General features: G+C 53.7%; 26 protein-coding genes. 16 read left to right on the top strand and 10 right to left on the bottom strand.

Features of this window, described 5'->3' with window-relative positions; translation table 11 throughout:
• Positions 1-59 precede the first annotated feature (59 nt).
• Positions 60-662 (bottom strand): arylesterase, encoded by a 603-nt coding sequence (locus MIB40_RS10120; protein ID WP_249693647.1) that lies wholly within the window; start codon positions 660-662, stop codon positions 60-62.
• A 10-nt stretch (positions 663-672) separates the two neighbouring features.
• Here MIB40_RS10120 and MIB40_RS10115 point away from each other — a divergent pair, with 10 nt between their 5' ends.
• The 5 genes from MIB40_RS10115 to MIB40_RS10095 all read left to right on the top strand — a co-directional run bounded on the left by MIB40_RS10115 (position 673) and on the right by MIB40_RS10095 (position 7,570).
• Positions 673-1,383 carry an ABC transporter ATP-binding protein gene (locus MIB40_RS10115; RefSeq protein ID WP_249693645.1) on the top strand — a complete coding sequence of 237 codons (711 nt, stop codon included), beginning with the start codon at positions 673-675 and terminating at the stop codon, positions 1,381-1,383.
• Positions 1,383-3,884: an ABC transporter permease gene (locus MIB40_RS10110; protein WP_249693644.1), complete on the top strand. Its 2,502-nt coding sequence runs from the start codon at positions 1,383-1,385 to the stop codon at positions 3,882-3,884. Before MIB40_RS10115 ends, MIB40_RS10110 begins: the two co-directional genes overlap by 1 nt.
• 155 nt (positions 3,885-4,039) lie before the next feature.
• Positions 4,040-5,248, top strand: coding sequence for a glycine C-acetyltransferase (locus tag MIB40_RS10105; protein WP_249693642.1), 1,209 nt, complete (start codon positions 4,040-4,042; stop codon positions 5,246-5,248).
• Positions 5,249-5,258: 10 nt separating this feature from the next.
• Entirely contained in the window at positions 5,259-6,284 is a 1,026-nt protein-coding gene (tdh, locus tag MIB40_RS10100) for an L-threonine 3-dehydrogenase (RefSeq protein WP_249693640.1), read from the top strand.
• A 176-nt stretch (positions 6,285-6,460) separates the two neighbouring features.
• Complete coding sequence (locus tag MIB40_RS10095) at positions 6,461-7,570, top strand: NADH:flavin oxidoreductase (RefSeq protein ID WP_249693638.1); 1,110 nt, start codon at positions 6,461-6,463, stop codon at positions 7,568-7,570.
• A gap of 76 nt (positions 7,571-7,646) precedes the next feature.
• Here MIB40_RS10095 and cysZ read toward each other — a convergent pair whose 3' ends face one another.
• Entirely contained in the window at positions 7,647-8,426 is a 780-nt protein-coding gene (gene cysZ, locus MIB40_RS10090) for a sulfate transporter CysZ (protein ID WP_249693636.1), read from the bottom strand.
• 167 nt (positions 8,427-8,593) lie between these two features.
• On the opposite strand from cysZ, the gene MIB40_RS10085 reads away from it, so the two are divergent.
• Together MIB40_RS10085 and MIB40_RS10080 are read left to right on the top strand one after the other, a co-directional pair.
• Positions 8,594-9,145: a DUF2058 domain-containing protein gene (locus tag MIB40_RS10085; RefSeq protein ID WP_249693634.1), complete on the top strand. Its 552-nt coding sequence runs from the start codon at positions 8,594-8,596 to the stop codon at positions 9,143-9,145.
• 5 nt (positions 9,146-9,150) lie between these two features.
• Positions 9,151-10,038, top strand: a complete 888-nt coding sequence (locus MIB40_RS10080) for an MBL fold metallo-hydrolase (RefSeq protein WP_249693624.1) — start codon at positions 9,151-9,153, stop codon at positions 10,036-10,038.
• 84 nt (positions 10,039-10,122) lie between these two features.
• Here the strand turns inward: MIB40_RS10080 and MIB40_RS10075 are convergent, their stop codons facing one another.
• Positions 10,123-10,590, bottom strand: a complete 468-nt coding sequence (locus MIB40_RS10075) for a YhcB family protein (RefSeq protein WP_249693622.1) — start codon at positions 10,588-10,590, stop codon at positions 10,123-10,125.
• Positions 10,591-11,067: 477 nt separating this feature from the next.
• On the opposite strand from MIB40_RS10075, the gene zapE reads away from it, so the two are divergent.
• The gene (zapE, locus tag MIB40_RS10070; protein WP_249693619.1) at positions 11,068-12,168 is read left to right on the top strand and encodes a cell division protein ZapE; all 1,101 of its coding nucleotides are present in this window, start codon (positions 11,068-11,070) and stop codon (positions 12,166-12,168) included.
• Positions 12,169-12,318: 150 nt separating this feature from the next.
• Positions 12,319-13,455 (top strand): acyl-CoA dehydrogenase family protein, encoded by a 1,137-nt coding sequence (locus MIB40_RS10065; RefSeq protein ID WP_249693617.1) that lies wholly within the window; start codon positions 12,319-12,321, stop codon positions 13,453-13,455.
• A gap of 94 nt (positions 13,456-13,549) precedes the next feature.
• Here the strand turns inward: MIB40_RS10065 and MIB40_RS10060 are convergent, their stop codons facing one another.
• The 3 genes from MIB40_RS10060 to MIB40_RS10050 form a co-directional block, all read right to left on the bottom strand.
• Positions 13,550-14,398, bottom strand: coding sequence for a metallophosphoesterase family protein (locus MIB40_RS10060; RefSeq protein ID WP_249693615.1), 849 nt, complete (start codon positions 14,396-14,398; stop codon positions 13,550-13,552).
• Complete coding sequence (locus MIB40_RS10055) at positions 14,395-15,783, bottom strand: sodium:proline symporter (protein ID WP_249693613.1); 1,389 nt, start codon at positions 15,781-15,783, stop codon at positions 14,395-14,397. The genes MIB40_RS10060 and MIB40_RS10055 overlap by 4 nt, the downstream gene beginning before the upstream one ends.
• A 107-nt stretch (positions 15,784-15,890) precedes the next feature.
• Complete coding sequence (locus MIB40_RS10050) at positions 15,891-16,931, bottom strand: NADP(H)-dependent aldo-keto reductase (protein ID WP_249693611.1); 1,041 nt, start codon at positions 16,929-16,931, stop codon at positions 15,891-15,893.
• 243 nt (positions 16,932-17,174) lie between these two features.
• Here MIB40_RS10050 and rplM point away from each other — a divergent pair, with 243 nt between their 5' ends.
• From rplM to MIB40_RS10015, 7 genes are all read left to right on the top strand, one after another.
• Positions 17,175-17,603, top strand: coding sequence for a 50S ribosomal protein L13 (gene rplM, locus MIB40_RS10045; protein ID WP_249693609.1), 429 nt, complete (start codon positions 17,175-17,177; stop codon positions 17,601-17,603).
• A gap of 14 nt (positions 17,604-17,617) precedes the next feature.
• Positions 17,618-18,010 (top strand): 30S ribosomal protein S9, encoded by a 393-nt coding sequence (rpsI, locus tag MIB40_RS10040; RefSeq protein ID WP_249693607.1) that lies wholly within the window; start codon positions 17,618-17,620, stop codon positions 18,008-18,010.
• A gap of 302 nt (positions 18,011-18,312) precedes the next feature.
• The gene (gene petA / locus MIB40_RS10035; protein ID WP_249693605.1) at positions 18,313-18,906 is read left to right on the top strand and encodes a ubiquinol-cytochrome c reductase iron-sulfur subunit; all 594 of its coding nucleotides are present in this window, start codon (positions 18,313-18,315) and stop codon (positions 18,904-18,906) included.
• Positions 18,906-20,117: a cytochrome b gene (locus MIB40_RS10030; RefSeq protein WP_249693604.1), complete on the top strand. Its 1,212-nt coding sequence runs from the start codon at positions 18,906-18,908 to the stop codon at positions 20,115-20,117. The genes petA and MIB40_RS10030 overlap by 1 nt, the downstream gene beginning before the upstream one ends.
• Positions 20,117-20,866 carry a cytochrome c1 gene (locus MIB40_RS10025; RefSeq protein ID WP_249693602.1) on the top strand — a complete coding sequence of 250 codons (750 nt, stop codon included), beginning with the start codon at positions 20,117-20,119 and terminating at the stop codon, positions 20,864-20,866. The genes MIB40_RS10030 and MIB40_RS10025 overlap by 1 nt, the downstream gene beginning before the upstream one ends.
• Positions 20,867-20,950: 84 nt before the next feature.
• Positions 20,951-21,580, top strand: a complete 630-nt coding sequence (locus tag MIB40_RS10020) for a glutathione S-transferase N-terminal domain-containing protein (protein WP_249693600.1) — start codon at positions 20,951-20,953, stop codon at positions 21,578-21,580.
• Between the two features lie 101 nt (positions 21,581-21,681).
• Positions 21,682-22,092, top strand: a complete 411-nt coding sequence (locus tag MIB40_RS10015; RefSeq protein ID WP_319941650.1) for a ClpXP protease specificity-enhancing factor — start codon at positions 21,682-21,684, stop codon at positions 22,090-22,092.
• Between the two features lie 27 nt (positions 22,093-22,119).
• Here MIB40_RS10015 and MIB40_RS10010 read toward each other — a convergent pair whose 3' ends face one another.
• The 4 genes from MIB40_RS10010 to MIB40_RS09995 are packed head-to-tail and all read right to left on the bottom strand — an operon-like array spanning position 22,120 to position 25,529.
• Positions 22,120-22,689: a BON domain-containing protein gene (locus MIB40_RS10010; protein WP_249693598.1), complete on the bottom strand. Its 570-nt coding sequence runs from the start codon at positions 22,687-22,689 to the stop codon at positions 22,120-22,122.
• Positions 22,686-23,282 carry a phosphoheptose isomerase gene (locus MIB40_RS10005; protein WP_249693596.1) on the bottom strand — a complete coding sequence of 199 codons (597 nt, stop codon included), beginning with the start codon at positions 23,280-23,282 and terminating at the stop codon, positions 22,686-22,688. Before MIB40_RS10005 ends, MIB40_RS10010 begins: the two co-directional genes overlap by 4 nt.
• Before the next feature lie 29 nt (positions 23,283-23,311).
• Positions 23,312-23,689: a YraN family protein gene (locus MIB40_RS10000; protein WP_249693595.1), complete on the bottom strand. Its 378-nt coding sequence runs from the start codon at positions 23,687-23,689 to the stop codon at positions 23,312-23,314.
• Entirely contained in the window at positions 23,592-25,529 is a 1,938-nt protein-coding gene (locus MIB40_RS09995) for a penicillin-binding protein activator (RefSeq protein WP_249693594.1), read from the bottom strand. Before MIB40_RS09995 ends, MIB40_RS10000 begins: the two co-directional genes overlap by 98 nt.
• Between the last annotated feature and the right edge of the window lie 75 nt (positions 25,530-25,604).

Genomic DNA, 25,604 nt, shown 5'->3' with positions numbered 1-25,604 from the left:
GTCGAATAGCGCTTTATTGACCTGCGACACGAATGAGGAAGTATAGAGAGTCACTCGGATTATGGGACCAGTAAAGGCTCCAGCACCGGCCAGACGCGGTTGAGAATAAGGGGCTGGGCGTCGCTGGTCGGGTGCAGCTGGTCCGATTGCAGGTACTCGGGCTTATCGGCAACATCGATCAGGAAAAAGGGCACCAGCGGGATTTGGTATTGCTCGGCCAGTTTGGCATAGCTTTGCTGGAACAGGCGAGTATAGGTGGCGCCATAATTGGGCGGCATGAGCATTTCAAACAACACCGGTGTGGCTCCGCTGTGCTGGACCTGTTCTATCATGCGCTTCAAATTGCCGCGCATGACGTTGATATCACCGCCTCGAAGGCCATCGTTGGCACCCAGTTCAATCAATACCCAGTGTGGCTGGTGTCGCTCCAGGGCGGCAGGCAAGCGTTGCAAGCCACCGGCGGAGGTCTCTCCGCTGACGCTGGCGTTGACAATCTGAATGGGCAAGTTTTGTTGTTGCAGTTTCTTTTCCAGTAAACTGACCCAACCCTGCTCGGGTGGAATACCGTAAGCGGCACTCAGGCTATCGCCCAATACGAGCAAGGTACCGCTGGACGCCATGGCTGACCGGGTCAGCACGAACAACAGAATGAATAAACCCATCAGGAATCTTATGGATAAGCGCACCGAATCTCCTCAACAGCCTGCAATTGTGATTCAGGATGTGACCAAGGTGGTCACAACCGCGGCAGGCAGTCTCACCATCTTGTCGCCGATATCGCTTCAGATCAAGCGTGGAGAGAGCGCGGCTATTGTGGGGGTTTCCGGTTCCGGCAAGTCCACCTTGTTGGGGTTGATGGCGGGTTTGGACAATCCCAGTAGCGGGACGATAGAGCTGGCGGGCCAACGGATCAGTGCCATGGATGAGGACCAACGGGCCAAGGTCAGGGCCGAGAATGTGGGTTTTGTATTCCAGACATTTCAGTTACTTGCGAGCCTGACTGCTCTGGAAAACGTGATGTTACCTCTGGAGTTGGCGGGACGCAGTGATGCCTTCGAGCAAGCAGGAGCGTTACTCGAGCGGGTAGGGCTGGGTGAGCGTTTGACCCATTACCCCAAGCAACTATCGGGGGGAGAACAACAACGGGTTGCTATTGCTCGAGCTTTTGCCTTGCGCCCTGATATTCTGTTTGCCGATGAGCCTACGGGGAATCTCGACAGTGCGACCGGCGAGCGGATTATCGAGCTTCTGTTTGAGCTCAACCGTGAGCAGGGGGCCACGCTGGTGTTGGTGACCCACGATGAGCATCTGGCGGAACGCTGCGACCGACGCTTATCGTTGTCCCAAGGCCAGCTTCAGTCGACCGATCAGGAGCCTGTCTAATGATGCGTTGGTGGCGTTTGAGTTGGCGTTTATTGCTGCGCGATGCCCGTGCTGGTGAGCTGAGCCTGTTGGCGGTGGCGTTGATTATTGCGGTGGCTGCCACCTCGGCGATTGGCTTTTTTACGGATCGTATTCAGCGCACTATGGGCCAGCAAGCCACCGAACTGTTGGGGGCGGATCTGGTAATTGGCAGTTCTCAACCGATCCCCGCTCGCTGGTTACAACAGGCGCGTGATGAGGGGTTGGGGGTATCCCAGGTGATTGAGTTTCGCAGTGTGGTTCTGGCCGGAGAATCCATGCAACTGGCCTCGGTTAAAGCCGTGGCAGAAGGGTACCCATTGCGCGGTAAACTTCAGGTTTCTGAGGCATTGTTTGCGGGGGGGCAGCCGGCTCAGGGGATTCCTGCCCCCGGTGAGGTCTGGTTGGAGCCCCGATTATTCGGTTTGCTCGATGTAGAGCCGGGTGGTCAACTGGAATTGGGTTCGGCGATGTTTGGCGCGACTCAGTCTCTGGTTTATGAATCGGACCGTGGCGGCGACTTTTATAGCCTGGCTCCCCGGGTCATGATGAACATTGCTGACCTCAAGCGTGCAGCGGTTCTGCGCCCCGGCAGTCGAGTGGAATATCGCATGTTGTTAGCCGGTGACAAACTGCTGCTGGATGCCTATCTGTCTTGGTTACGCCCACGTCTGAGCAGTAACGAGCAGATCATAACCGTTCAGCAAGGCCGGCCGGCGATTAGCCGGGCGCTGGAACGTGCGGAACGTTATCTGGGGCTGGCTAGCCTGGTAGCTGTTTTGCTGGCAGGTGTTGCCATTGCCATGGGCGCACGGCGTTATAGCGAGCGGCACTTTGATATGAGCGCCATGTTGCGCTGTATGGGAGCCAGCCAGCGAGACCTGCTGATGATCAGCCTGTTGCAGCTGTTATGGTTGGGGTTGATAGGCAGCCTGATAGGTCTGGCGCTGGGCTGGGGCCTACAAGAAGGCTTGATACAGCTTCTGCGTCCCTTGTTGCCAGGCCAGTTACCAGGTATCGGTATCAAGCCTGTCTGGTTAGGGTTGGCAACGGGGCTCATCACTCTGGCGGGTTTTGCCCTGCCTCCCGTGGTGCGTTTACGAACAGTGCCGCCGCTGAGGGTGCTGCGCAGGGATCTTACTCCCATGCCCGCCCAGGCCTGGCTGATCTACAGCTCGGCCATTGCGACGCTGGTGTTGTTGATGTGGCGCTATACCCGTAGCGCGGAGTTAACGCTCGCTATCGTGGCCGGGGTGCTGGTGTGCGCGATTACCCTGGGGGTGATATTAACATTGATGCTTCGGCTGACCGTGAATCGGTTGCGTTCGCGAACCCTCAATGTGGCTTTTCGTTTTGGCCTTAATCACTTGCTGCGCAATACCCAGATCACAGTAAGCCAGGTGCTCGCCTTTGGTATGACCCTGATGGCGATGGCGGTGGTGATCCTGATCCGTACCGAGTTAGTGGGCCGATGGCAAAGTGAGTTGCCGGAACAAACTCCTAATGTATTCGCCGTTAATATCCTCAGCACTGATGTGCCGGCGCTGGAGCAATTTCTCGATTCGCGTCAATTGACCCGCAGCGCGGTGTTCCCGATGGTGCGTGGGCGCCTGACACGGCTCAATGGAGAGCCGATCCTACAGGCTGTCGGTCAGCAAGGAAGGGGTTCCAATGCGCTGCATCGGGAGCTCAATTTAACCTGGTCCGATCAGCTGCCTGAGACCAACAAACTGGTCAGTGGGAGCTGGTGGCCTGCCGATGGTGATCCAGACCAACCACTGGTCTCCATCGAGGCGGATCTGGCTCAGCGCTTGGGTATCAAAATTGGAGATCGTTTGGGCTTTAGTATCACGGGTGTCTCGCTAGAAGCCAGGGTTGCCAATATCCGCAGCGTGGAATGGGAGTCATTCAGACCCAATTTTTACATGGTGTTTCCTTCCGGGGTGCTGGAACAGTTTGCCTCGACCTATATGACCAGCTTCCATCGCCCGGAAGCGGCGCCGGAAATTGGCCGGGACCTGATTCGCCAGTTCCCCTCAGTTACGGTGCTGGACCTGAATGTGGTCATTAGCCAGATCCGGGGCATTGTGAACCAGGTGTCGCTTGCGGTGGAATATGTCCTGTTGTTTGTGCTCTGTGCCGGCTTTACGGTGTTTTTTGCCGCCATGCAGGCGAGTCTTGACGAGCGACTTCAAGAAGGTGCCCTGATGCGCACTCTCGGCGCGCGTAGTGGCCAGATCCGCGCCAGTCATATCAGCGAGTTTGTACTTCTGGGGGCGCTGGCGGGAGTGGTGGCCGCCATGGGCACAGAAACCATCAGCTATCTTTTGTACCGGGAGGTGTTTTCGATACCTTTCTCATGGCATCCGTTGTATTGGCTGTTGTTGCCAATCATCGGTGGCGTGCTGGTGGGGGGCGCTGGCTGGTGGGGGACTCGCCGTGTAGTAACCCAGGCGCCGTTGGGAGTACTTCGTGAGCTTTAGCCGGTTGCTGCGAGGTCGGTAATTGGCAATTTCGAGACGCTTTTCCTGCCCCTTCTTGTACGTAGTTTCCACAGCGTAGCCGCCAGGGTTGCGGTGCTATACTCGAAGGCTGTTCGATGACAGCCTACCAGGGCTACTATGGGAAAGGAGGATGCATGACCCCGTCATTTACCGACCACCTTCAGCAACAGCTGGACGCGCTCGCACAGGAAGGATTGTACAAAGATGAGCGCGTAATTCGCTCGCAACAGCAGGCTGATATCGAGGTCGTGAGTGGTGATAGCGGTGGTGAGCATGTGCTTAACTTTTGCGCCAATAATTACCTGGGGCTGGCCAATCACCCCCAGCTGATCGAGGCCGGCCGCGAAGCTCTGGATCGCTACGGTTATGGCATGGCCTCCGTGCGGTTTATCTGCGGTACCCAAACTGTCCACAAAACACTCGAGGCGCGTATTGCCGAGTTTTTAGGGATGGAGGATTGTATCCTCTATTCCTCCTGCTTCGATGCCAATGGCGGCCTGTTTGAAACCTTATTGGGGCCTGAGGATGCAGTGATCAGTGATGCCCTTAACCACGCCAGCATCATCGATGGGGTCAGACTCTGTAAAGCGCAGCGCTATCGTTACGCCAACAACAACCTGACCGACCTGGAGCAGCAGTTGCAGGCGGCGGACAAAGCCGGTGCTCGCTACAAACTGATTGCGACCGATGGTGTGTTCTCGATGGATGGCATCATCGCTGACCTGAAAGGGATTTGTGATCTGGCCGATCGTTACAACGCCATGGTAATGGTCGATGATTCCCATGCCGTGGGCTTTATCGGTGAGCAAGGGCGCGGCACACCGGAGTACTGCGACGTTATGGGGCGGGTGGATATCATCACGGGTACCCTGGGCAAAGCGCTGGGCGGTGCCTCGGGCGGTTACACGGCGGCCAGTAAGGAAGTGGTGGCATGGCTGCGCAATCGTTCCCGTCCTTATCTGTTCTCCAATACACTGGCGCCGGTGATCGCTTCGGCATCGGTCAAGGTGCTGGACATGCTTGCCGAGGGTGATGAATTGCGCCAGCGGCTGCGTGATAACAGCGCTTATTTCCGCGAGCAGATGGGAGCGCTGGGATTCGATCTGGTACCCGGTGAGCACCCGATTATTCCCGTGATGCTGGGGGATGCTTCCCTGGCGAAGCGTTTTGCCGAACGCATGCTGGAGGAGGGTGTCTATGTGATCGGCTTCTCCTTCCCGGTTGTGCCCAAAGGGCAGGCACGCATTCGAACTCAGATGTCGGCGGCCCATAGTCGCCAGCAGATCGATCAGGCGGTGACCGCCTTTGCCCGTGTCGGACGCGAACTGGGCGTCATTCAATAAGGAGATTGCAATGAAAACCCTGGCCAAACTCAACCCCGAACCGGGCATCTGGATGGACGACAAACCGATGCCGGAAGTGGGGCACAACGATGTCCTGATCAAGGTTCGTAAAACCGCCATCTGTGGTACCGATATGCATATCTATAACTGGGACCAATGGGCCCAGGACACCATTCCTGTGGGTATGACGGTGGGGCATGAGTTTATCGGTGAGATTGCTGAGATCGGCATTGAAGTGGCCGGTCTGAAAGTGGGCCAGCGGGTTTCTGGAGAGGGGCATATTACCTGCGGCCATTGTCGTAACTGCCGTGCTGGTTTCCGCCACCTGTGCCGTAACACTCAGGGGGTTGGGGTCAATCGCGCCGGCGCCTTTGCCGAATATCTGGTGATTCCCGCGGTCAATGTGTTCCCGATCCCCGATGATATCAGCGACGACCTGGCTGCTATCTTTGATCCCTATGGCAACGCCGCACACACCGCGCTTTCATTTAACATGGTAGGGGAAGACGTATTGATCACCGGCGCTGGCCCCATCGGTATCATGGCGACGGCCATTGCCCGTCACGTAGGCGCGCGTCATGTGGTGATCACCGATGTCAACGAGTATCGGCTCGAGCTGGCGCGTCAAATGGGAGCGACTCGAGCCGTCAATGTGGCTCAGGAAACCCTGGAAGAGGTGATGGCCGAGTTGGGTATGGTGGAAGGTTTTGATGTTGGGCTGGAGATGTCCGGCAATGGCCAGGCCTTTAACCAGATGCTGGAAAACCTCAATCATGGCGGCAAAGTCGCCCTATTGGGCATCCCCGCCAGCGGTACGGTGATTGACTGGAATCAGGTGATTTTCAAAGGCCTGGTAATGAAGGGTATCTACGGTCGTGAAATGTTTGAAACCTGGTACAAAATGGTGTCGATGCTGCAGTCCGGGCTGGATCTGTCCCCCATCATTACTCACCATTTTCCGATCGATCAGTTCCAGCAGGGATTCGACGTGATGGCCAGCGGCCAGTCGGGCAAGGTGATACTCGACTGGGGATAGTCTCCGTCCATTTCAGACAATCGTCTGCTATAGAGCCCTATTCAGGCGGTTGATAGTGGCCGCTCTCGATTGAATACTGGCCGGGCTCCTCTTATGGTAGCCCCAATGTTGAGTAGGCTTGGCGATCAATTCTGCCGAACTTGCTCTGCCCCTGTTTACCCCCGAAGGAGTGTTTGATGAGTACCAGTACCGATATTTTGTTTGAGCCGATTACGCTTGGTCCCCTGGCACTTAATAGCCGTGTCGTTATGGCGCCAATGACTCGCAGCTTTTCACCGGGCGGTGTGCCCCACGATGCTGTGGTTGAGTATTATCGCCGTCGTGCGGCCAACTCGGTTGGCTTGATCGTCACCGAAGGTACGGTCATCGATCATCCCGCATCCAATGGCTATCCCAATGTCCCCCACTTCTATGGCGAGAAGGCGCTGGCCGGTTGGAAAAAAGTGGTCGATGCGGTACACGCTGAAGGTGGCAAAATCTTCCCTCAGTTGTGGCATGTCGGATCGGTCAGGCGCCCGGGTACCGAACCCGATGGCGAAGTGCCGGGTTACGGCCCAATGGACAAGGAGAAGGATGGCAAGCTGGTCGTTAAGGGTATGACCCAGGCCGATATCGACGAAGTAATCGCATCCTTCGCTCGTGCCGCAGCCGATGCCAAGCGCATTGGTTTCGATGGGATCGAACTGCACGGAGCCCATGGTTATCTGATCGACCAGTTCTTCTGGGAAGGCTCAAACCAGCGTCAGGATCAGTACGGTGGCAGCTTCGAAAACCGTAGCCGCTTTGCCCTCGAACTGGTCAAAGCCGTTCGCGAAGCAGTGGGGCCCGATTATCCGATCCAGTTCCGTTATTCCCAGTGGAAACAGCAGGATTACAGCGCGCGCCTATGCGAAACGCCTGAGTTGCTGGAGCAATTTCTGGTGGCGCTGTCCGAAGCCGGGGTTGATATCTTCCATGCCAGTACGCGCCGTTTCTGGTTGCCCGAGTTTGATGGTTCGGATCTGAATCTGGCGGGCTGGACCCGTAAGCTGACCGGTAAGCCCACCATCACCGTTGGTAGTGTGGGTCTGGACAGCGATTTCCTCGAGTATATGGTCGATACCGATAAGGTGGCGGATACTTCTGGGGTCGATGGTCTGGTGGATCGCTTGAATAAGGCGGAGTTTGACCTGGTGGCTGTTGGTCGTGCGTTGCTGGTGGATGGTGAATGGGCCAGCAAGGTACGGGAAGGTCGTCAGCAGGATATTATTCCTTTCAGCCGCAAGGCGCTGATGGAGCTGGTCTAGATCGATACAATGACCAGAACATCAGGTTTATAGAATAACGGCGCCATTTGGCGCCGTTATTGTTTTCGGGCAGTCATCAGGCTTGGGCTTGTGTAGCCAATGTCTGACTCTGTTGTCGTTGCAGGCGTTCATCCACCCAGAGCTTGGTAGCACCGGTAACCGCCGCCGGCATAATCAAGAGATTGACAATCGGGATCAGCATCAATAATGAGACGCACCCTCCAAAGCCCAGGCTCATAAAGCGACGTTGCTTCAGCGCGGTCAACATGTCGCGAAAGGACATCTTGTTGTTGTCCGCAGGATAATCGACGTATTGGATGGCCATGGTCCAGGCTCCGAACAGCGCCCAGAGCAGAGGAGCTATCAGGTTGATGACGGGGATCCAGCTGATAATGAACAGCAGCAGAGCGCGGGGCGCAAAATAGAGCAGTTTGGTGATCTCCCGGGCCAGGGTTCTGGGCACCAATAATCCCAACTCTTTCCAGCTAAAGGGGACGTCTTGTCCCGCTTCACCAAGATCGTTCAATAGTTGGCGTTCGCACACCTCCGAGAGCAGTCCGTTAAAGGGGGCGGCGATCAGGTTAGCAACGATGGTAAACGAGAAGAACAGCACGATGATGATCGTCAGGGCAAACAATGGCCACATTAACCAGTCGAGAAATGAGAGCCATCCGGGTAGCCAATTCAGGGCTATCTGTACCCAGTCGGAAAACTGCTCACTAGCGAAGTAGATTAGCAACGAAAACAGTATGACGTTAATCAGCAGCGGCACGACAACAAAGATGCGTAACCCGGGGCGGGTTAACAACCCAAAGCCTGCAATAAAGGCATTAGCGCCTTTGGCCAAATCCAGCATAGGTATCCTTCCAGCGTCTATCAATATCAAACCGGGGAGTCTATGACAGAGGCCGGTTGAATCGCAAACCTACTTGCTTGAGTTGGCTGACCGGTTTGGCTGACAGGGTTGCGAGGAATTGGGTACACTGTCGCCCTTTGAAGGCAAACCTGACTCGGGAGGTTGTTGTGAGTGGATCGCTGCGTGACCAATTGTTGAAACAAGGGCTGGTGAATAAAAAACAGGTGCAGCAGGCGCAGAAAGCCGATAAGCGCAAGGCTCGAGATAATCGCAAGAGCGAGAAAGTAGGTGAGGAGGTTGCCGTCGATGAAGCCCGTCTGCAGGCGCAACAGGCCCGCGAGCAAAAGAAACTCCGTGATCGTGAAGCAAACCTGAAACGGGAAGAGCAGCGCAAAGAGAAAGAGCTGGTGGCCCAGGTTAAGCAGATCATCGAGCGGAACGCCATTCAGCCTGCCGGCGAGATTGATTACAACTTTGTCGTGGCCGGCAAGATCAAAAAGATTGGAGTCGATGCCATGCAGCAGAAAGCCTTATCGGGTGGACGACTTGCTATCGTAGAGTTAGCCGACCGATTTGTACTGATCCCTGTTGGTGCGGCGGATAAGATCGCCCAACGTTTGCCAGAAACGATCCTGTCTCAGTCTGATAATAACCAGGAAGAGCCCGATCCCGATGATCCCTACGCTGACTTTCAGATCCCCGATGATTTGATGTGGTAGAGGGAATGCAAAGAACCCTTACGGCCCTGCGGGGGAACTCCCAGCGCCTGGACGGTGGCGCAATGTTTGGCAATGCCCCTCGAGCGCTGTGGTCACGCTGGGTTGACGTTGATGAGCTGAACCGAATTCCGCTGGCCTGTAATGCCTTGTTGGTGGAAGAGGAGAGCGGCCAAGGCGTGCGCCGAATTCTGTTGGAAACCGGCATCGGCGCTTTTTTTGAACCGAAGCTGGCCCAGCGTTACGGTGTTGTTGAAACTCAGCATTGTCTGCTGGAAGCTTTGTCGGAACGGGGTCTTAGCGATGCGGATATCGATATTGTGGTGTTGTCGCATCTGCACTTTGATCATGCGGGTGGTTTGCTGGCGGCCTGGAAGGAAGGTGAACCGCCTCGGTTGCTATTCCCCAATGCCACATACCTGACGGGTTTCGACCAATGGCTGCGGGCTAAATCGCCTCACCTGCGTGATCGGGCTTCCTATATTCCTGCGCTGATCGAGTTGCTTGAAGCCTCTGCTCGGCTTCAGCTGATCGAAGGCGAGTATTCCAGCCTGCTGGGCAACGATTACCGATTTATTCGCAGCGATGGTCATACTCCTGGTATGTTGCTGGCTGAAATCGAGACGGACGCCGGCCCCTTGGTTTATGGCGCGGATCTGGTGCCGGCGACCCCCTGGGTTAACTTGCCGATTACCATGGGCTACGACCGCGCCGCCGAATTGTTGATTGACGAGAAAACAGAACTTCTGTCAAGGCTGCAAGCGCGTAATGGCTGGTTGTTCTTCAGTCATGATCCCCAATGCATGGTCGCGAGGATTGTGGCCGATGATCGAGGACGGTTTGCGGTCACAGACCGTCTTAATCAGCCTGGTAGCTTATCGTTAGCTGAGGCCTAACGAAACAGGGCGCCAATAACAGGCGCCCTGATGAGACGTTGAGCCAGGAGCACAGCCAGCGCTAAAAAAGTAAGCGCTAAGCGATCAGGCCGGTTTTTCTTCTTTGATCTCCTGGGAGTCGCTCAGGTTCTGCTTCTTGACGCCAAACTCTTCCGACAGGGTACCCTTGCTATCGGAATAATCCAGAGGCGGAGTCGGGGATCCATCGCTTTCGGTGTTGGCAGCCAATGTACTACTGGTGAGTAGGGAATCGCTTAGCCGGTGGCGGGTCACCTCATCGGTGCACAGATGTTCAGAGCTGGCAGCCAGGTGTTCATGGACATCCCGGTAGCTTTCGGTCATTTTGTTGACCAGGTGGGCGGTGGTACTGAAATGATCAGAAACCTTGTCCTGATAATCTTTAAACTGGACTTCCAGTGTACTGAGTTGCTCTTCAACACGGGTATTGGACGACGAACCTGTTCGAAACAGATGGTAGAGTACTGCGCCAGCGAGCACGCCACCTACGAATGCGATTGTTCCTAAAACCCATAAACTGTTGGTATCTTCCACGCTAATGCCTCGATCTAACCGATTTCTTTACAAACTGTCCCGCTGAGCCGTGACGGTTCCTGTTGCTGGGGAATAAGGGGAGGGGCGAAGTCGCCCGACGGCCTTAACTTAAAGGCTTTTATCCCAACTGTACAGAGGGCTGGGAGTAAAGCTGTGTTATACATTTGTAGCCATTATTCAGACGATAAATTGCCTTGAGAGTTCAGCGTGCGCTCATTCGATTGGCTACTGACCCAATCAAGACAACCGATATAAAACAGAGTATAGGAGCAGACCTTGAGCGCTGCAGTAGCCATTGGTCGTAAACAGTTCAATCGGTTCTGGAGCAAGATATAGATAATGCGAGTCAGAGGGGTGGGCTATTTGCCTAAAAAGTGACTGACGGGTAAAGTGTGCGCCCACTGAAAAGCCGAGCAGATGGATCTGCCGAGAGCCGAAGCCCGGACCCGGGTGCTACTGAGTTAATGGTGAAATGTCATGACGCCTTTGGAACGTTATCAGCAAGATCTTCAGCGTGAGGGTTTTTCCCATGACGCTTCACAAGAACAGGCCGTACGTCATCTACAGCGATTGTACGATGATCTGGTCGCTGTCCCTTCCAAACCTTCCAAACGCCAGCTACTAAAAGGCCTGTTAAAGAAAGCCGATCCCGAGCCTTTGATGGGACTCTATTTCTGGGGCGGAGTGGGCCGAGGTAAAACGTATCTGGTTGATACCTTTTACGACAGTTTGCCGTTCGAGCAGAAAATGCGTACTCACTTTCACCGTTTTATGCAGCGGGTGCATCATGAGTTAACGGCGCTTAAAGGTGAGAAAAACCCGCTGGTTATCGTGGCTCGGCGGTTTGCGGGTGAGGCTCGAGTGATCTGTTTCGATGAGTTTTTCGTGACTGATATTACCGATGCGATGATTTTAGCCGGGTTGTTCGAAGAGCTCTTCAAGCTTGGGGTTACTCTGGTCGCAACCTCTAATATTGTGCCTGATCAGTTGTATAAAGACGGTTTGCAACGCGCCAAGTTTTTACCGGCAATTGATCTGATCAATCAGTATACCCAGGTCGTTAATGTCGATAGCGGCATCGATTATCGATTGCGGGTTTTGGAGCAAGCGGAAATTTACCATTTCCCACTGGATGAGGCGGCGAACGAAACTCTGCAGCGCAGTTTTGAACAGCTGGCTCCTGATGCCCAGCACGTTCATCAGGGGGAGGTGCTACAAGTTGAAGGGCGGGATATTTGCTCGGTGCAAGTCTGTGATGATGTTGGCTGGTTCACCTTTGACGAGCTTTGTGATGGTCCTCGTAGCCAAAACGATTACATAGAATTGGGGCGAATTTTTCACGCCATCCTGCTCAGTGATGTGCCGCAGATGGATGGCGGTCAGGACGATCAGGCGAGACGTTTCGTGAATTTGATTGACGAGTTTTATGATCGTGGCGTGAAACTGATTATTTCGGCTGAAGTGGCCGTCGAAGAGCTTTACACCGGAACCCAGTTGGCGTTCGTGTTTGAGCGTACCAAGAGCCGCCTGCAAGAGATGCAGTCGCATGAATATCTCGCCCTCGAGCACAAAGCCTGAGTCTGACGTCTATCTATATGGCCAATCAGATTGAGTGGATTGGCCAGCCCTTTCCTTAAGGTCGCCCGTTATAGTGCTAGGGTCCACGGCGTTTGCAGCACAATTGCAGCGCATTGTTTAGCTATAACACTAATAATTCCGAGGCGAACCATGATCCCAAGAACTGTCTATGACTCCGATCAGGAGCTCTTTCGCGACTCTGTTCGCAAGTTTCTCGAACAAGAAGCCGTTCCTCATCACGCACAATGGGAAAAGGACGGGCAGGTTTCCCGTGAGCTTTGGAGTAAGGCAGGTGAGCAGGGTTTTCTTTGCCCTACAATGCCTGAAGAATATGGCGGTGTCGGGGTGGATTTTCGCTATAACGCTATCGTCGATGAAGAGATTGCCAAGCTGGGACTGTCCGGCATTGGCTTTGGTCTGCACTCCGATATTTCGGTGCCCTACGTCTTGAACTATGGATCCGAGTCGTTGAAGCAAAAGTATCTGCCCAAATTGATCAGCGGTGAAATGGTCAGCGCCATTGCCATGACGGAACCGGGCGCCGGCTCGGATCTTCAGGGCCTTAAAACGACCGCCATACTGGACGGCGATGAATATGTACTGAATGGATCTAAAACATTCATTACCAACGGTCAGATGGCAGAGCTGGTGGTTGTAGTGGCAAAGACCGACCCGAGCGCAGGCGCCAAAGGCACCAGTTTGCTGTTGGTAGAAGCGGGTACGGCGGGTTTTACCAAGGGTAATAATCTGGAAAAAGTGGGTATGAAAGCCCAGGATACCTCTGAGCTGTTTTTCCAGGATGTTCGAGTGCCCAAGGAGAACCTGTTAGGTAGTGAGGGTATGGGCTTTATCTATCTTATGCAGGAGCTGCCGCAAGAGCGCCTGTCAGTAGCGGTCAATGCGATTGCCAACGCACTGTCGATTTTTGAGCAAACCCGTGAATATGTGAAGGAGCGCCAGGCCTTTGGCAAGAGTATTTCTCATTTCCAGAATACTCGCTTCAAGTTGGCTGAGATGGATACCGAGCTGACCGTGGCTCAGGTGTTTGTCGACAAATGTCTGGAGCTGCATGTCGAAGGTAAGCTGGATGTGCCTACTGCGGCGAAAGCCAAGCTTCACGCGACTGAGGTTCAGTGTCGTGTGATCGACGAGTGTCTGCAGTTGCACGGTGGTTTTGGCTATATGTGGGAATATCCGGTGGCACGGGCCTGGGCCGATGCTCGGGTGCAGAAGATCTATGCCGGAACCAACGAAATCATGAAAGAGATCATTGCTCGTTCTTTATAGATACTGAACGTACCACAAGAGCTTTCAGTCATCTGTAAGCCCATAATAAAAAGGAGCCAAGAAGGCTCCTTTTTATTATTTACTGTGAAAAGGGTTAGTGGCCGGCCTCCATCATTATGGCTTCTGGTTGCAGAGGTGTGCCGCGCTGCTGGCGCTCGGCCTCGGGCAGCACATCCATACTAGGCCATAGCCCGGTTGTCAGGGCCGTGGCGTAGTCGTTGTCCAGACCTTGCTGGATCATTGTGCGCTGCTCGGCGACAGCGTTGTAGCGTAGTCGATGCCAGCTGGCTCGAACGCGTTCGGCCAGGGGTTCCAGTAGCAGATACCAGCCGTCAGCTGTGCCATCGTTGGCCGGCATGCCAATAGCACCACTGTTTAGCCAATAGTTGCCAGGCGCCAGAGTTTCTCCGAAAGGGATGCCGCAATGACCGGCAATTAACAGGTTGGCAGATGTGGTTTGCAGCTCCTGCTGTTTGTCCTCAAGAGCACTGGAAGCAAACAGGAAGCGATTGATGCGCGAAGGGGCGCCGTGCACGACAGAAACCGAGAAACCGTTCCATTGGAAATTGAGTTGTCCGGGAAGTTGCGCCATCCAGCGGAGGTCTTGCTGTGATACTCGCCCGCTGGCGTAGCGATACCAGTCTACCGACAGAGCAGCGCAGGCCGAGCCCTCCTCGAAACCGCAGCCACAATCTGCGGCCTGTTCAACCAGAGACTCTTCGCAGTTTCCCATAATCGAGGTGCAACCCCAGCTACGAATCTCCGCAAGAGTTTCGTTCGGGCGGGCGCAATAGGCAATCAGGTCTCCGGTGCAGATGCAGTTTTCGGGCGGCAGGGACAAGCCTTCGGCAGCGCGGCGTATCGCCCTGGTTGCCTCCAGATTGCTATAGGGGCCGCCAAACACCAGTAGTGGCCCTGGCCCCGGAAGTGGGTGAGTGCTCACGCGGGAGCACTCTCACTGGTCAGCCGATCTTTGTTTGCTGTCATCAGGCCAAGGGCGAACAGGACGCAGCCAGCGACCAGAACAGTCACGCAAATAATGAGGAGCTTGGTGTATTTGTGCGCTTCTCCCATCAGCTGACTGTGACCCGAGGACTCGGTAAAGTAGAGGGCCGCACCGCCCACCGCAACTACGAAACTGCCCAGATAGCTCCACAGGGGAATATCCCGGCGCCCGCCAAGCAGTGAGAAAAAGATCACCGGCAATAGGTACATGGAGGCGGTTCCACTCACCGCAACGGCACTGAACAGATCCTTGTTGCCCACAAATACCAGTAACACACCCAGCAGCATAAAGAGCAGCATGACTCCGCGACCGTTCATGACTTGCCGGGGCAGCAGTTTCATATCGATAACAACCAGTTTGGACGAGCTGGAAAGCGTACTGTCCAGCGTCGACATGGCGGAGATTACCAGTGCAGCATTAAACAGCAGCATGGGGACATCACCTAGCAATCGTTGAAGCACCGCCGTCATGGCTTCTCCGCTGGTGGCCTGGGCTCCGGCAACAATACCCAGAGAGCCAAAGGCGATCATGCACAGAATGCTGATCCAGGCCGCATGCAGAAAGCTTTTTCGGGTAGTCTCTCGATCTGCGAGCAGGCCCCGGTCCATCATCACCGGATCGTGCATCGGGTAGCTCCAGACCTGCAGCAGGGCGACCAGCATTAAAACAGGGCCCGGATCGGAGATAACAAATTCTTTGAACATCAGGTTGTCGAGGGTCATGACCCCGCTACCGGTGGCCAGAATCAGCAGCAGCGCCAGGGTGGCCAGAAAAATCAGCATCTGGAACAGGTCCGTGCGCAGGCTGGCATGAAGCCCTCCCAGCATGGAGTAGAGTAATGTGACCACGGCAAAGCCGATGATGGCTGCTACATAGAGATTCGAGCCAGCAGCTCCAAACAGAATGCCAATCACCAGCAGGTTGGCAAAGACTTCACTGATCAGGCGAATGCCGATAACCAGGTTATAGCATCGGCTTCCCCAAATACCGAAGCGATCTTCCAGGAATGCCTGGATGCTGTTGAACCCGTGACGAAAGCGCAGCTGGTCAATGATGATGCCGCCGGTAATAAAGGAAAGGTAATAACAGGCGTAGGCGAGCGTACCCCAAAGCCCGTAGTAGTAGCCGAGGATGGCAGCATTTAACAGGGAGCGAGCGAAAATCCAGGTGGTGACCTGGGAGAAAACCAGTGTCCAGAGGCCGGGGGCAGAGCCTGCTTCAGACTGCCCGTGAAAAAATGTATTGGGATTACTGGTTCGGTGAGACAGTAGGATCGATGCCAGGGCGATTATTCCGGCAATCAGCGGTAATGCAAAACTCACATGAGTCCCCTTAATTTTATAAAGTGTAGTGTTGGCCTATCCATGGACGGCAAGGTTCCATCCATCAGACCTTGCCGTGAGCTGGAATCTTTCGTTGTTGGTTATTGTCAGGGAGCCGGGTTGGGTTGTTGCCGGTGCAATTGCTCGATGGCCTTGAGGGTGTCGTCGTCAAGCCTGAGGTTGATGCTGTTGAGGTTTGATTGCAGTTGCTCGAGGTTGGTGGCACCAATGATATTGCTGTCAACGAAGGGGCGGCTGGTTACGTAAGCCAGAGCCATTTGCGCAGGGTCCAAGCCTTTTTCCTGGGCCAGAGATACGTAAGCCTCGGTTGCCGAAACGGCTTGTTCATTATTGTAGCGGCTGAAACGGGAAAACAAAGTGATGCGTCCTTTGGCTGGGCGTGCGCCATGCAGGTATTTTCCGCTCAGGACGCCAAAAGCCAGCGGGGAGTAGGCCAGCAACCCCAGATTCTCTCGGTGAGCAAACTCTCCGAGACCCACTTCAAAGGTACGGTTCAGGAGATTGTAGGGGTTTTGGATGCTGACGGCTTTGGGCCAGTCATGGCGCTCGGCCTGGCGGAGATACTCCATGGCGCCCCAGGGAGTTTCGTTGGAGATACCAATATGGCGAACCTTGCCGGAAGAAACCAGCTCGTCAAGTGCTGATAGGGTTTCCTCAATACTGTAGCCGTCCTCTTCAGGCTTATGCTCATAGCCAAGTTGGCCAAAGAAATTGGTACTGCGTTCAGGCCAGTGAACTTGATAAAGGTCGATATAGTCGGTTTGCAGCCGTTTGAGACTGGCGTTACAGGCTTCGATAATGCTCTTTTTGTCGAGTCGTGCACCCGTGTGTCTCATATAACTCACCCATTCGCCGGGCCCGGAAACCTTGCTGGCGATCACCAGATCTTCTCGCTTGGGAAATCGTTTAAGCCATTCGCCCAGGATGGTTTCGGTGCGGGTATAGGTTTCGGCCTTGGGAGGCACAGGGTAGAGTTCGGCGGTATCGATAAAGTTGATCCCGTGTTCAATGGCCATATCCAGTTGCTGCCAACCCTCCTCGGCGCTATTCTGTTCGCCCCAGGTCATGGTGCCCAGGCAAAGGCGGCTGATTTTCAAGTCTGTAGCGCCGAGATAACCGTATTCCATTCGGAGTCCCCTCTTACTAGATGTCACGAAAGAGGTTATAAGAGCACGGTACCCTTGGAAAAAAAAGCAGATAGGGGCTTTTTTTCTGCGCTTGCCTGAGTATAATAGCGCTCCCGTTTCCTACACTATATGCCCTAAGACAGTGAATCCGTCGCCGGACGCCCTATAGGGGAGTCGGTTCGGGTTAGTCTTTCAATTGATGCTGGCCACCCACGGCTGGTCATTTAGGCAAGGTTTAAATCGATGAATACTTTTAGTGCAAAGCCAGAAACAGTTAAGCGTGACTGGTTCGTTGTAGATGCCTCTGGCAAGACGCTTGGTCGTCTTTCCACCGAAATCGCACGCCGCCTGCGCGGCAAGCATAAAGCCGAATACACTCCTCACGTCGATACCGGCGACTACATTGTTGTGGTTAATGCCGAGAAGATTCGTGTAACCGGTAATAAAGCACAAGACAAAATGTACTACCGTCACACCGGTTATCCGGGTGGTTTGCGTAGCATGAACTTCAATGAGCTGGTTGAGCGCGCCCCTGAGCGCATCATCGAGAAGGCCGTAAAGGGCATGTTGCCTAAAGGTCCGCTGGGTCGTGCTATGCACGCCAAGCTGAAGGTCTATGCGGGTGCTGAGCATCCTCATGCCGCTCAACAACCTCAGGCTCTGGATATCTAACGGGAAGCGTTGCTATGTCTACCACTCAATACTATGGAACTGGTCGTCGTAAAACTTCGACCGCTCGTGTGTTTATCAAGTCTGGCTCTGGCGCCATCTCTGTAAATGGCCGCCCTCTGGACGAGTACTTTGGTCGCGAAACTGCTCGCATGATCGTTCGTCAGCCACTTGAGCTGGTTGAACTGACCGAAAAGTTTGATATCAAGGTTACTGTCGCAGGCGGCGGTGGTTTTGGTCAGGCTGGTGCTATTCGTCACGGTATTACTCGTGCCCTGATGCAGTACGACGAAGAGCTTCGTCCGTCACTGCGTAAAGCCGGGTTTGTAACTCGTGATGCTCGTGAGGTTGAGCGTAAGAAGGTTGGTCTGCGTAAAGCACGTAAGCGTCCTCAGTTCTCCAAGCGTTAAGGGTTACCTGCCCTTGCGAGACCAAAAGTCTCGCAAAAGTGGTATCCAAAGCGCCCTTTTTATCGAAGGGCGCTTTTTTTTTGCAAAGGAGTGCGGAATCATTAAAGAAGAGGTGTTTGTGGAGATCTCTCTGCGTTGATTTGAATCAGCTCGAGCCGGGGGTACGCTTGCTTGAAGGCGCCGTTTTCTTTACCATTCGCAAGATTTATTTTGCGAATCCCACAGAATTATTAAAGGATTCACTCTGTTTGCCCGTGAGCCTGGGCAGGCAATAAACATGCTCTTATGGGGAGATAAGATTAATGAGTAACGACGGCGTAGATAAGGGTCGCCGCCGCCTGCTGATCGGAGCAACCTCTGCGGTTGGTGCGGTTGGTGCGGTTGGTGCTGCAGTCCCTTTTGTTGCCTCCTGGAATCCCAGTGCCAAAGCGAAAGCCGCTGGCGCGCCGGTGAGGGTCAAGATTGATAAGCTGGAGATGGGCCAGCAGGTTGTTGCTGCATGGCGGGGGAAGCCGGTATTTGTTCTGCGACGTGAGCAGGTCATGCTGGATAATCTGCCCAAGCAAGATGGTAACTTACGCGATCCCCAGTCGAACGAATCAGAGCAACCTGATTATGCCAAGAACGAACATCGTTCTCGCAACAGCGAATTGCTGGTTCTGGTTGGACTCTGTACTCATTTGGGGTGTTCTCCCAAATTGCACTCCGAAGTGAAGCCAATGGATTTTGAGGCGAATTGGCAGGGTGGTTATCATTGTCCTTGTCACGGTTCCAAGTTTGACTTGGCCGGCCGAGTTTATCAGGGGGTTCCTGCACCGACTAACTTAACGGTCCCTCCCTACTCCTATCTCGATGACAACACCATTATTATCGGCGTCGACGAGGAGAACGCGTAATGAAAGACTTTATGGCATGGGTAGATGCGCGCTTTCCTGCGACCAAAATGTGGGAAGAGCACCTTAGTAAGTATTACGCTCCTAAAAACTTTAATTTCTGGTACTTCTTTGGCTCGCTAGCCATTTTGGTACTGGTCAATCAGTTGCTGACAGGTATCTGGCTCACCATGAGCTACGTACCAAGCGCTGAAGAGGCTTTTGCTTCTGTCGAATACATCATGCGCGATGTTGAGTACGGGTGGATCTTGCGTTACCTGCACTCTACAGGTGCCTCCATGTTCTTCGTGGTGGTCTATATGCATATGTTCCGGGGCTTGATCTACGGCTCTTATCGCGCACCGCGTGAGCTGGTATGGATCTTCGGTATGGCGATCTATCTGGCGCTGATGGCCGAGGCCTTTATGGGTTATCTATTGCCTTGGGGTCAGATGTCCTACTGGGGTGCGCAGGTTATTATTTCTCTGTTTGGTGCCATTCCGGTTATTGGCCCTGACCTGCAGCAGTGGATCCGTGGTGACTTCCTGATCTCCGGTATTACACTGAACCGCTTTTTCGCCTTGCACGTAGTGGCGCTGCCGATTGTCCTGCTGGCGCTGGTCGTGATGCATATTATTGCTCTGCATGAAGTGGGTTCAAATAACCCGGACGGCATTGAAATCAAGAAGAACAAAGATGAGAACGGTATTCCGAAAGACGGTATTCCTTTCCACCCTTACTACACCGTAAAAGATATCGTCGGTGTGGTGGTGTTCCTGTTCGTTTTCTGTGCAATTGTGTTCTTCTTCCCTGAGATGGGCGGCTACTTTATTGAGCACGCTAACTTTGAACAGGCTGATAACTTGAAGACCCCGGCCCACATTGCCCCCGTTTGGTACTTCACGCCGTTCTACGCCATCTTGCGTGCTATCCCTGACAAGCTGTTGGGTGTGGTAGCGATGGGTGCTGCGATTGCTGTGTTGTTTGTCTTGCCTTGGCTGGACCGCAGTCCTGTGAAGTCTATTCGTTATAAAGGGGTGCTGAGCAAGATCGCTATCGTGGTTTTCGCTATCTCCTTTGTGTGGTTGGGTTGGTTGGGTATGGTGCCTGCAACAGCCGAGCGAACTGTTTACTCACAGATCGCTACAGCGTTGTACTTCGCATTCTTCTTGTTGATGCCTTTCTACACCAGAATGGAAAAGACTAAACCCGTACCAGAGAGGGTGACAGGCTAATGAAAAAGCAATTGATTGCATTACTGTTTGCTGTACTGCCTGTGGCTTCCTTTGCTGCAGGTGGGAGTGGCTATCCGCTGGAGCATTTTGAGCCTAATGTGGCTGACCAGGCGTCTCTGCAGGATGGTCTCAAGACCTATATGAACTACTGCATGGGTTGCCATGCCACCAAGTTTCAGCGTTATGAGCGTGTAGCGGATGATCTGGGTGTTCCCCATGACCTGTTCAATGAAAACATCATCTTCAACGGGGCTAAAATTGGTTCCTTGATGGAAAACTCAATGCGTGCTGAGGAATCCAAGCGCTGGTTTGGTGCTACACCGCCGGATCTTACGCTGGTGGCTCGTGTACGTGGCGCTGACTGGTTGTACACCTATCTGCGGACTTTCTATGTTGATCCCAAGCGTCCTTGGGGTGTCAACAACAAGGTTTTCCCTGATGTGGGTATGCCTCACGTTCTTGCTGAGCTGCAGGGCCTGCAGGTTGATAACTGCGCCGGTCAGGATGCGAGCGAGCGTGATACCCTGACGGGTGAGAAGTTGTGTGGCTTCGAGCTGGTCAAGACGGGTAGCATGAATCCTGCGGAGTATGATCAGGCGGTTTATAATCTGGTTAACTTCCTGGTGTACTCTGCCGAGCCCATGCAGCTCGAGCGCGAGCGCATCGGTTACTGGGTGCTGTTGTTCTTGTTGGTATTGCTGATTCCTGCGTATCTGCTCAAGAAAGAGTACTGGAAAGACGTACACTGATAGTATTGTGTCGTTGACGGGCGCGTAGCTGAGTTTTCAGCTACGCGCACTTTTGTGTTTTGACTCCACCTTTTGGGGGTAGAAATGGGCGTAGTCGCCAAGCGTTCTTCAATGATCTTTTATTCCGATGCTGCCGGTCACCTGAGCCATCGTGTACGTATTGTTCTCGCAGAAAAAGGGGTCGCTGTCGATGTTCAGGATATCGAACCCGAAAATATGCCTGAAGAGGTCGCCGACCTTAATCCCTACAATTCGCTACCCACGCTGGTAGATCGTGACCTTGTGCTATACGAACCGAATGTGATGATGGAGTACCTCGATGAGCGTTTTCCCCATCCTCCTTTGCTGCCAGTGTATCCGGTGGCAAGAGCTCAGAGTCGCCTGTTGATCCACCGTATCGATAAGGACTGGAGCGAATTGGTTGCAACGATTCTGGATCCGAAGTCTCGTGAAGCGGCACTGACAAAAGCTCGTAAAGAGCTGCGTGATAGCCTGGTTGGGATTGCGCCTCTGTTTGAAGAGAAGCCTTTCTTTATGAGTGACGAGTTTACTCTGGTAGATTGTTGCGTCGCTCCTATCCTCTGGCGTCTGGCTGATCTCGGTATCGAGTTGCCCAAGCAGGCCAAGGCCCTGCAGGATTACGCAGAGCGCTTGTTTGATCGCGAATCCTTCAAAGAAAGCCTGTCAGAAGTTGAGCGTGAGATGCGGCTCTGATTTCGGTTGTTGAGTTAAGTTAGAATAAAGGGGAGTTGAACTCCCCTTTTTCTTTGTTGGATACTGGTAGAAACGGATTTTCCGAAGCCTTGGAGCAAGATATGTCGATGAGTCCGAGTCGCCCTTATATGGTCAGGGCGCTCTATGAGTGGATAGTGGACAACGAGTGCACGCCCTATTTATTGGTCAATGCGATGGCTGAGGGGGTGACGGTGCCGCAAGAGTTTGTCAATGACGGCCAGATTGTACTCAACATCTCCCCTTCGGCGGTGCGCGAGCTGTTGATGACCAACCAGGAGGTTGAGTTCAACGGCCGTTTTGGTGGGCGGCCGATGCATATTTTTATACCGGTGCAGGCTGTTATGGCAATCTATGCTCGAGAAAACGGTCAGGGAATGGTGTTTGAGGTCGAAGATGATCCTGAGCCGGAACCCATTGGTGGCGGTGATGAGGATAAGTCGGTGAGCCCGGCTAAACCATCGGGGCGACCTAGCTTGAAGGTGGTCAAATAGTTAGTCGTTTCAAGGTAGTTACACCCACTAGTTAATGTAATCAAAAACCTTGACGATACGCTGAACGCCGTAAGTTGTCCGTACCAGTTCTACGGCGCTGTTCGCTTCCGCGTTGGTCACCCGACCCATTAAAAACACCGTCCCGTTTTCGGTAACCACTTTAATTCGGCTGGCAGGAACGGACTCGTCGTTCATCATTTTTGTTTTGACCTTGGTTGTGAGCCAGTTATCACTGTTGGCGGCGACAAAGCTGATGGGGCCGGCAATCTCCAGTTCATTATAAATCTGTTTGACGTCGCGGACGTTACGAACCGTCTCTCCCGCGATACCCTTGAGGCGTTCATTGGGAACCTGTCCGACAATCAAAACCGTACCATCGAAGCTGATTACAGACACCCGTGCTTGTTTGAACCCCGGGTCGGCTTTGTCGATGTTGACCAAGGCTACGGTTTCTATGGTTTCGTCGCTAATAAATCGGCCGGTGGTGCGTTTACCTGGCTCCTGAGTGATGGGTTCATCCTTGATGGCACTGATGGTAGAAGCGCAACCCGATAGGGTTATTAGAGCGGCTAGCGTCAGGAGTCCAATTGTCCTCATTGCATTATGTCTCCAAATAGATATTCATCAATCAAATCACAAAAGCAGTGCACAACCATCATATGTATTTCATGAATGCGCGCCGGGTCGAAGGAGGGCACTCGAATTTCGATATCCTCGGGGTGAAGCAGCGATGCCACGTTACCTCCGTCGCGACCGGTTAAAGCAATGACAGGAATCTGACGGTCGTGGGCTGCTTGTATTGACTGTACGACGCTAGCGGAGTTCCCACTGGTGCTAATGACAAGCAGTACGTCGCTGGCTTGGGCAAGAGCACGAACCTGCTTGGAAAATACATCGTGATAACTGTAATCGTTTGATATAGCGGACAGTATGGTGCTGTCGGCAGTCAGGGCCAAGGCGGGGAGGGCGGGCCGCTCGCGGTCAAAACGATTAAGCAGAAGGGCGGTGAAATGCTGGGCGTGGGAGGCTGAACCACCGTTGCCGCAGCTGATAATTTTCCCCTCGTTGAGTAATGCCTGTACCATCATCTCGCCGGCATCGGCGATGAGTGGAGGCAGGGTTTCGGCGCATTGAATAGTGACATCAATGCCGTCGGAAAAGTGAGTGGTTATACGATCCTGAATACTCATTATTAACCTTTATCGCTCAGAGGCGGTTATTACAGGGTAATGGCGTTTTTGATCCATTCAAAGTGAAAACCTTGTGAATCCGCTTTTCCGTTAGCCGCCAGCACGTCAAACCGGCAAGCTTTGTTGGTCATGTTGTGATGTTGCAAATAGTGCTGAGCGCAATTGATCAGTCGGTGGCACTTACGCTGGTCCAGACTTTCTTCAGCAGTACCGTACCGGCTACTGCTACGTTGTCGGACCTCGACAAAAACAATCGTATCCTGCTCCGTCATAATGAGGTCGAGTTCACCTCCCCGCCAGGCATAGTTTTTAGTTAACAGGCGCAAACCCTGGTGCTGGAGAAAGCTCAGGGCCTCGGCCTCCGCTTGCTGGCCCTTGTTGAAGCGCTGTTTCAGGATCCATCCCATCGATTGCCTCCTTGGCTGGTTGGTTCAGTGGAGGCAGGCTTTCTAGTGCGTGCGGCGCTCCGTCGCGGAATTGATACCAGCTGAGTTCACGAACAATATGCTGTTGTTTATTCATGCGCAGGTTGCCGGTAGCTCCATCAAGCTCGATGCCTTCGATGCGGTTCATCTGTCGTACTCGGGAGTAGAGCATGAAGGCGTCGGCCCCCAATGCATACAGGCCTGCGTAGCTGCCTTCGGCTTGAGACCAGCGCTTGCGGATCTGTTGCATTAATGGATGGCTGTTATTCAGCAGCCAGTCGTAGCCTGTGAATTTGATGCCGTCGAGGTCTTTATCCCGGGAGTTGTTCGGTTTTCCGGAATAGATACTGGATGTGCTGAGTACGGGAAGGTTACCGGCATACTGGAAGGCCAGGGTCGGCTTCAGAATACGCCCCTGCTGCGGCGATGCGAAGACAAAAACCACATCAATGTCCTCACGTCTGCGGGGTTCGAATTCGGGCGATTCTTGTATTTGGGCGGCGAGGCGGCGAGCGCGTCCGCGGCTTTCATCAATGGCAAGTAATGAGCCAACGACCTGTCGGTAATCGTTGTCTCCGGTGAACTGGCGCTGATCGATAACGGTGCCGCCATGGGCTGCCCATTCCTTTGCAAAGGCGTTAGCGACTCGAGTGCCCCGTGCTGTTTTTTGGGTGAGTATTACGGCTCTCTCGAAGCCTTCCTGCCGACCTCGGCGTGCGGCTTGTCGTGCTTCATCTTCGGCTGCCAGGCCAAATTGAAAGAGACCATCGGTTGTAGTCTGAGTATCACTGCTGTAATTAAGCGTTAGGGCGGGCAAAGGCAACAAAGGCTGTTGAGCCAATTCGTTGACGGCGTTTTTACGCAATGGACCGATAATCATCTCTACACCATCGCTGATGGCCTGATTGATCAGCTGGTTGGCAGTGCTTTGACCGCTATCGTAGAAACGCAGCTGGGGGAGTTGGTCTCCCTCCTGGGCGGCATTGTAGTAGGCCGCCATAAAGCCATCTCGCACGGCATTGCCTGCTTTCTCGAGCTTGCCGCTTTGCGGTAACACCAGAGCTATATGGGTGGGTTGGTTGGCGGCACTGTCGCGGATAATGGTTTCCAGTTCGGCCAGCTTCCGGATACCGCTGTGGGTGGGCCAGTTTTGAGACCAGGTTGCGATGCTTTGTAATTGGTTGGCCAGGCTGGCAGGTTTCTTGACGATTTCTGTCAGTTCAATCCAGCCGTCCAGATAGTTAAGGTTGTGATAGTTGCGTGCCTGCTCGAGTTCGCCCAGATCCATTTCCAGCAGAGTATTCCACAGCTGCTCCTCGACGTTAGCTCTCAGGTCGGCGTTGGCAAGTTCAAGAGCGATAAGCAGGTCATCAATGGCTGCCATTGAACTGCCAGTCATATGCAAGGCACGGGCTCTTAATTGCAGCGATTCGATTCGTAAATCGGTGTTGTCAATGGAGAGCAGGCTGGGGTGTTCAAGCCAGGTAAAGGCCAGCACGTTGTTGCGACCCAAGGCGAGTTTTGCCTGAAGTAGCGCATAGCGGGCCCGGTTGTTTCTGTCCAGTTTGTGTGGGGTTAGTTCGGCCGCAATCTGTCTCGCTTCATCGAGCCGTTGTTCGCTGATCATGAGGCTGGCGGCGTCCATTCGTAATTGAGCGCTTTGCGCTGGCGGCGCCTCTTCGGCCTGATCCAATAATGCCTGAATCTGGTCCAGATCCTGGCCCGGTAGTGGTGGCACACGAGGATAGTCAGGGCCACTTGCGCAAGCGGCGATTAACAGGCTCAGAACGGATACGAATGCTAGGCGAGGAAACAATCTCATGGATGATGGCTGACGTCTTCTTGAAAGAGATGGTGTGACAATGCCCCGATTACTGGAATTGCCGAACGAGGCATC

The organism is Aestuariirhabdus haliotis (assembly GCF_023509475.1).
GTDB classification, from domain to species: domain Bacteria; phylum Pseudomonadota; class Gammaproteobacteria; order Pseudomonadales; family Aestuariirhabdaceae; genus Aestuariirhabdus; species Aestuariirhabdus haliotis.
This window is presented reverse-complemented; position numbering and strand designations above follow the sequence as displayed.

Bases quoted from the DNA above. Each gene is read 5' to 3' on its own strand.
- petA (WP_249693605.1), top strand. From the start codon at position 18,313: ATGAGTAACGACGGCGTAGATAAGGGTCGCCGCCGCCTGCTGATCGGA.
- MIB40_RS10080 (WP_249693624.1), top strand. From the start codon at position 9,151: ATGCAAAGAACCCTTACGGCCCTGCGGGGGAACTCCCAGCGCCTGGAC.
- MIB40_RS10030 (WP_249693604.1), top strand. From the start codon at position 18,906: ATGAAAGACTTTATGGCATGGGTAGATGCGCGCTTTCCTGCGACCAAA.
- MIB40_RS10095 (WP_249693638.1), top strand. From the start codon at position 6,461: ATGAGTACCAGTACCGATATTTTGTTTGAGCCGATTACGCTTGGTCCC.
- MIB40_RS10050 (WP_249693611.1), bottom strand. From the start codon at position 16,931: ATGGAATACGGTTATCTCGGCGCTACAGACTTGAAAATCAGCCGCCTT.
- MIB40_RS10015 (WP_319941650.1), top strand. From the start codon at position 21,682: ATGTCGATGAGTCCGAGTCGCCCTTATATGGTCAGGGCGCTCTATGAG.
- tdh (WP_249693640.1), top strand. From the start codon at position 5,259: ATGAAAACCCTGGCCAAACTCAACCCCGAACCGGGCATCTGGATGGAC.
- MIB40_RS10025 (WP_249693602.1), top strand. From the start codon at position 20,117: ATGAAAAAGCAATTGATTGCATTACTGTTTGCTGTACTGCCTGTGGCT.
- MIB40_RS10105 (WP_249693642.1), top strand. From the start codon at position 4,040: ATGACCCCGTCATTTACCGACCACCTTCAGCAACAGCTGGACGCGCTC.
- rplM (WP_249693609.1), top strand. From the start codon at position 17,175: ATGAATACTTTTAGTGCAAAGCCAGAAACAGTTAAGCGTGACTGGTTC.
- MIB40_RS10020 (WP_249693600.1), top strand. From the start codon at position 20,951: ATGGGCGTAGTCGCCAAGCGTTCTTCAATGATCTTTTATTCCGATGCT.
- MIB40_RS10005 (WP_249693596.1), bottom strand. From the start codon at position 23,282: ATGAGTATTCAGGATCGTATAACCACTCACTTTTCCGACGGCATTGAT.
- zapE (WP_249693619.1), top strand. From the start codon at position 11,068: ATGACGCCTTTGGAACGTTATCAGCAAGATCTTCAGCGTGAGGGTTTT.
- MIB40_RS10120 (WP_249693647.1), bottom strand. From the start codon at position 662: ATGGGTTTATTCATTCTGTTGTTCGTGCTGACCCGGTCAGCCATGGCG.
- MIB40_RS10115 (WP_249693645.1), top strand. From the start codon at position 673: ATGGATAAGCGCACCGAATCTCCTCAACAGCCTGCAATTGTGATTCAG.
- MIB40_RS10010 (WP_249693598.1), bottom strand. From the start codon at position 22,689: ATGAGGACAATTGGACTCCTGACGCTAGCCGCTCTAATAACCCTATCG.
- cysZ (WP_249693636.1), bottom strand. From the start codon at position 8,426: ATGCTGGATTTGGCCAAAGGCGCTAATGCCTTTATTGCAGGCTTTGGG.
- MIB40_RS10110 (WP_249693644.1), top strand. From the start codon at position 1,383: ATGATGCGTTGGTGGCGTTTGAGTTGGCGTTTATTGCTGCGCGATGCC.
- MIB40_RS09995 (WP_249693594.1), bottom strand. From the start codon at position 25,529: ATGAGATTGTTTCCTCGCCTAGCATTCGTATCCGTTCTGAGCCTGTTA.
- MIB40_RS10065 (WP_249693617.1), top strand. From the start codon at position 12,319: ATGATCCCAAGAACTGTCTATGACTCCGATCAGGAGCTCTTTCGCGAC.
- rpsI (WP_249693607.1), top strand. From the start codon at position 17,618: ATGTCTACCACTCAATACTATGGAACTGGTCGTCGTAAAACTTCGACC.
- MIB40_RS10000 (WP_249693595.1), bottom strand. From the start codon at position 23,689: ATGGGATGGATCCTGAAACAGCGCTTCAACAAGGGCCAGCAAGCGGAG.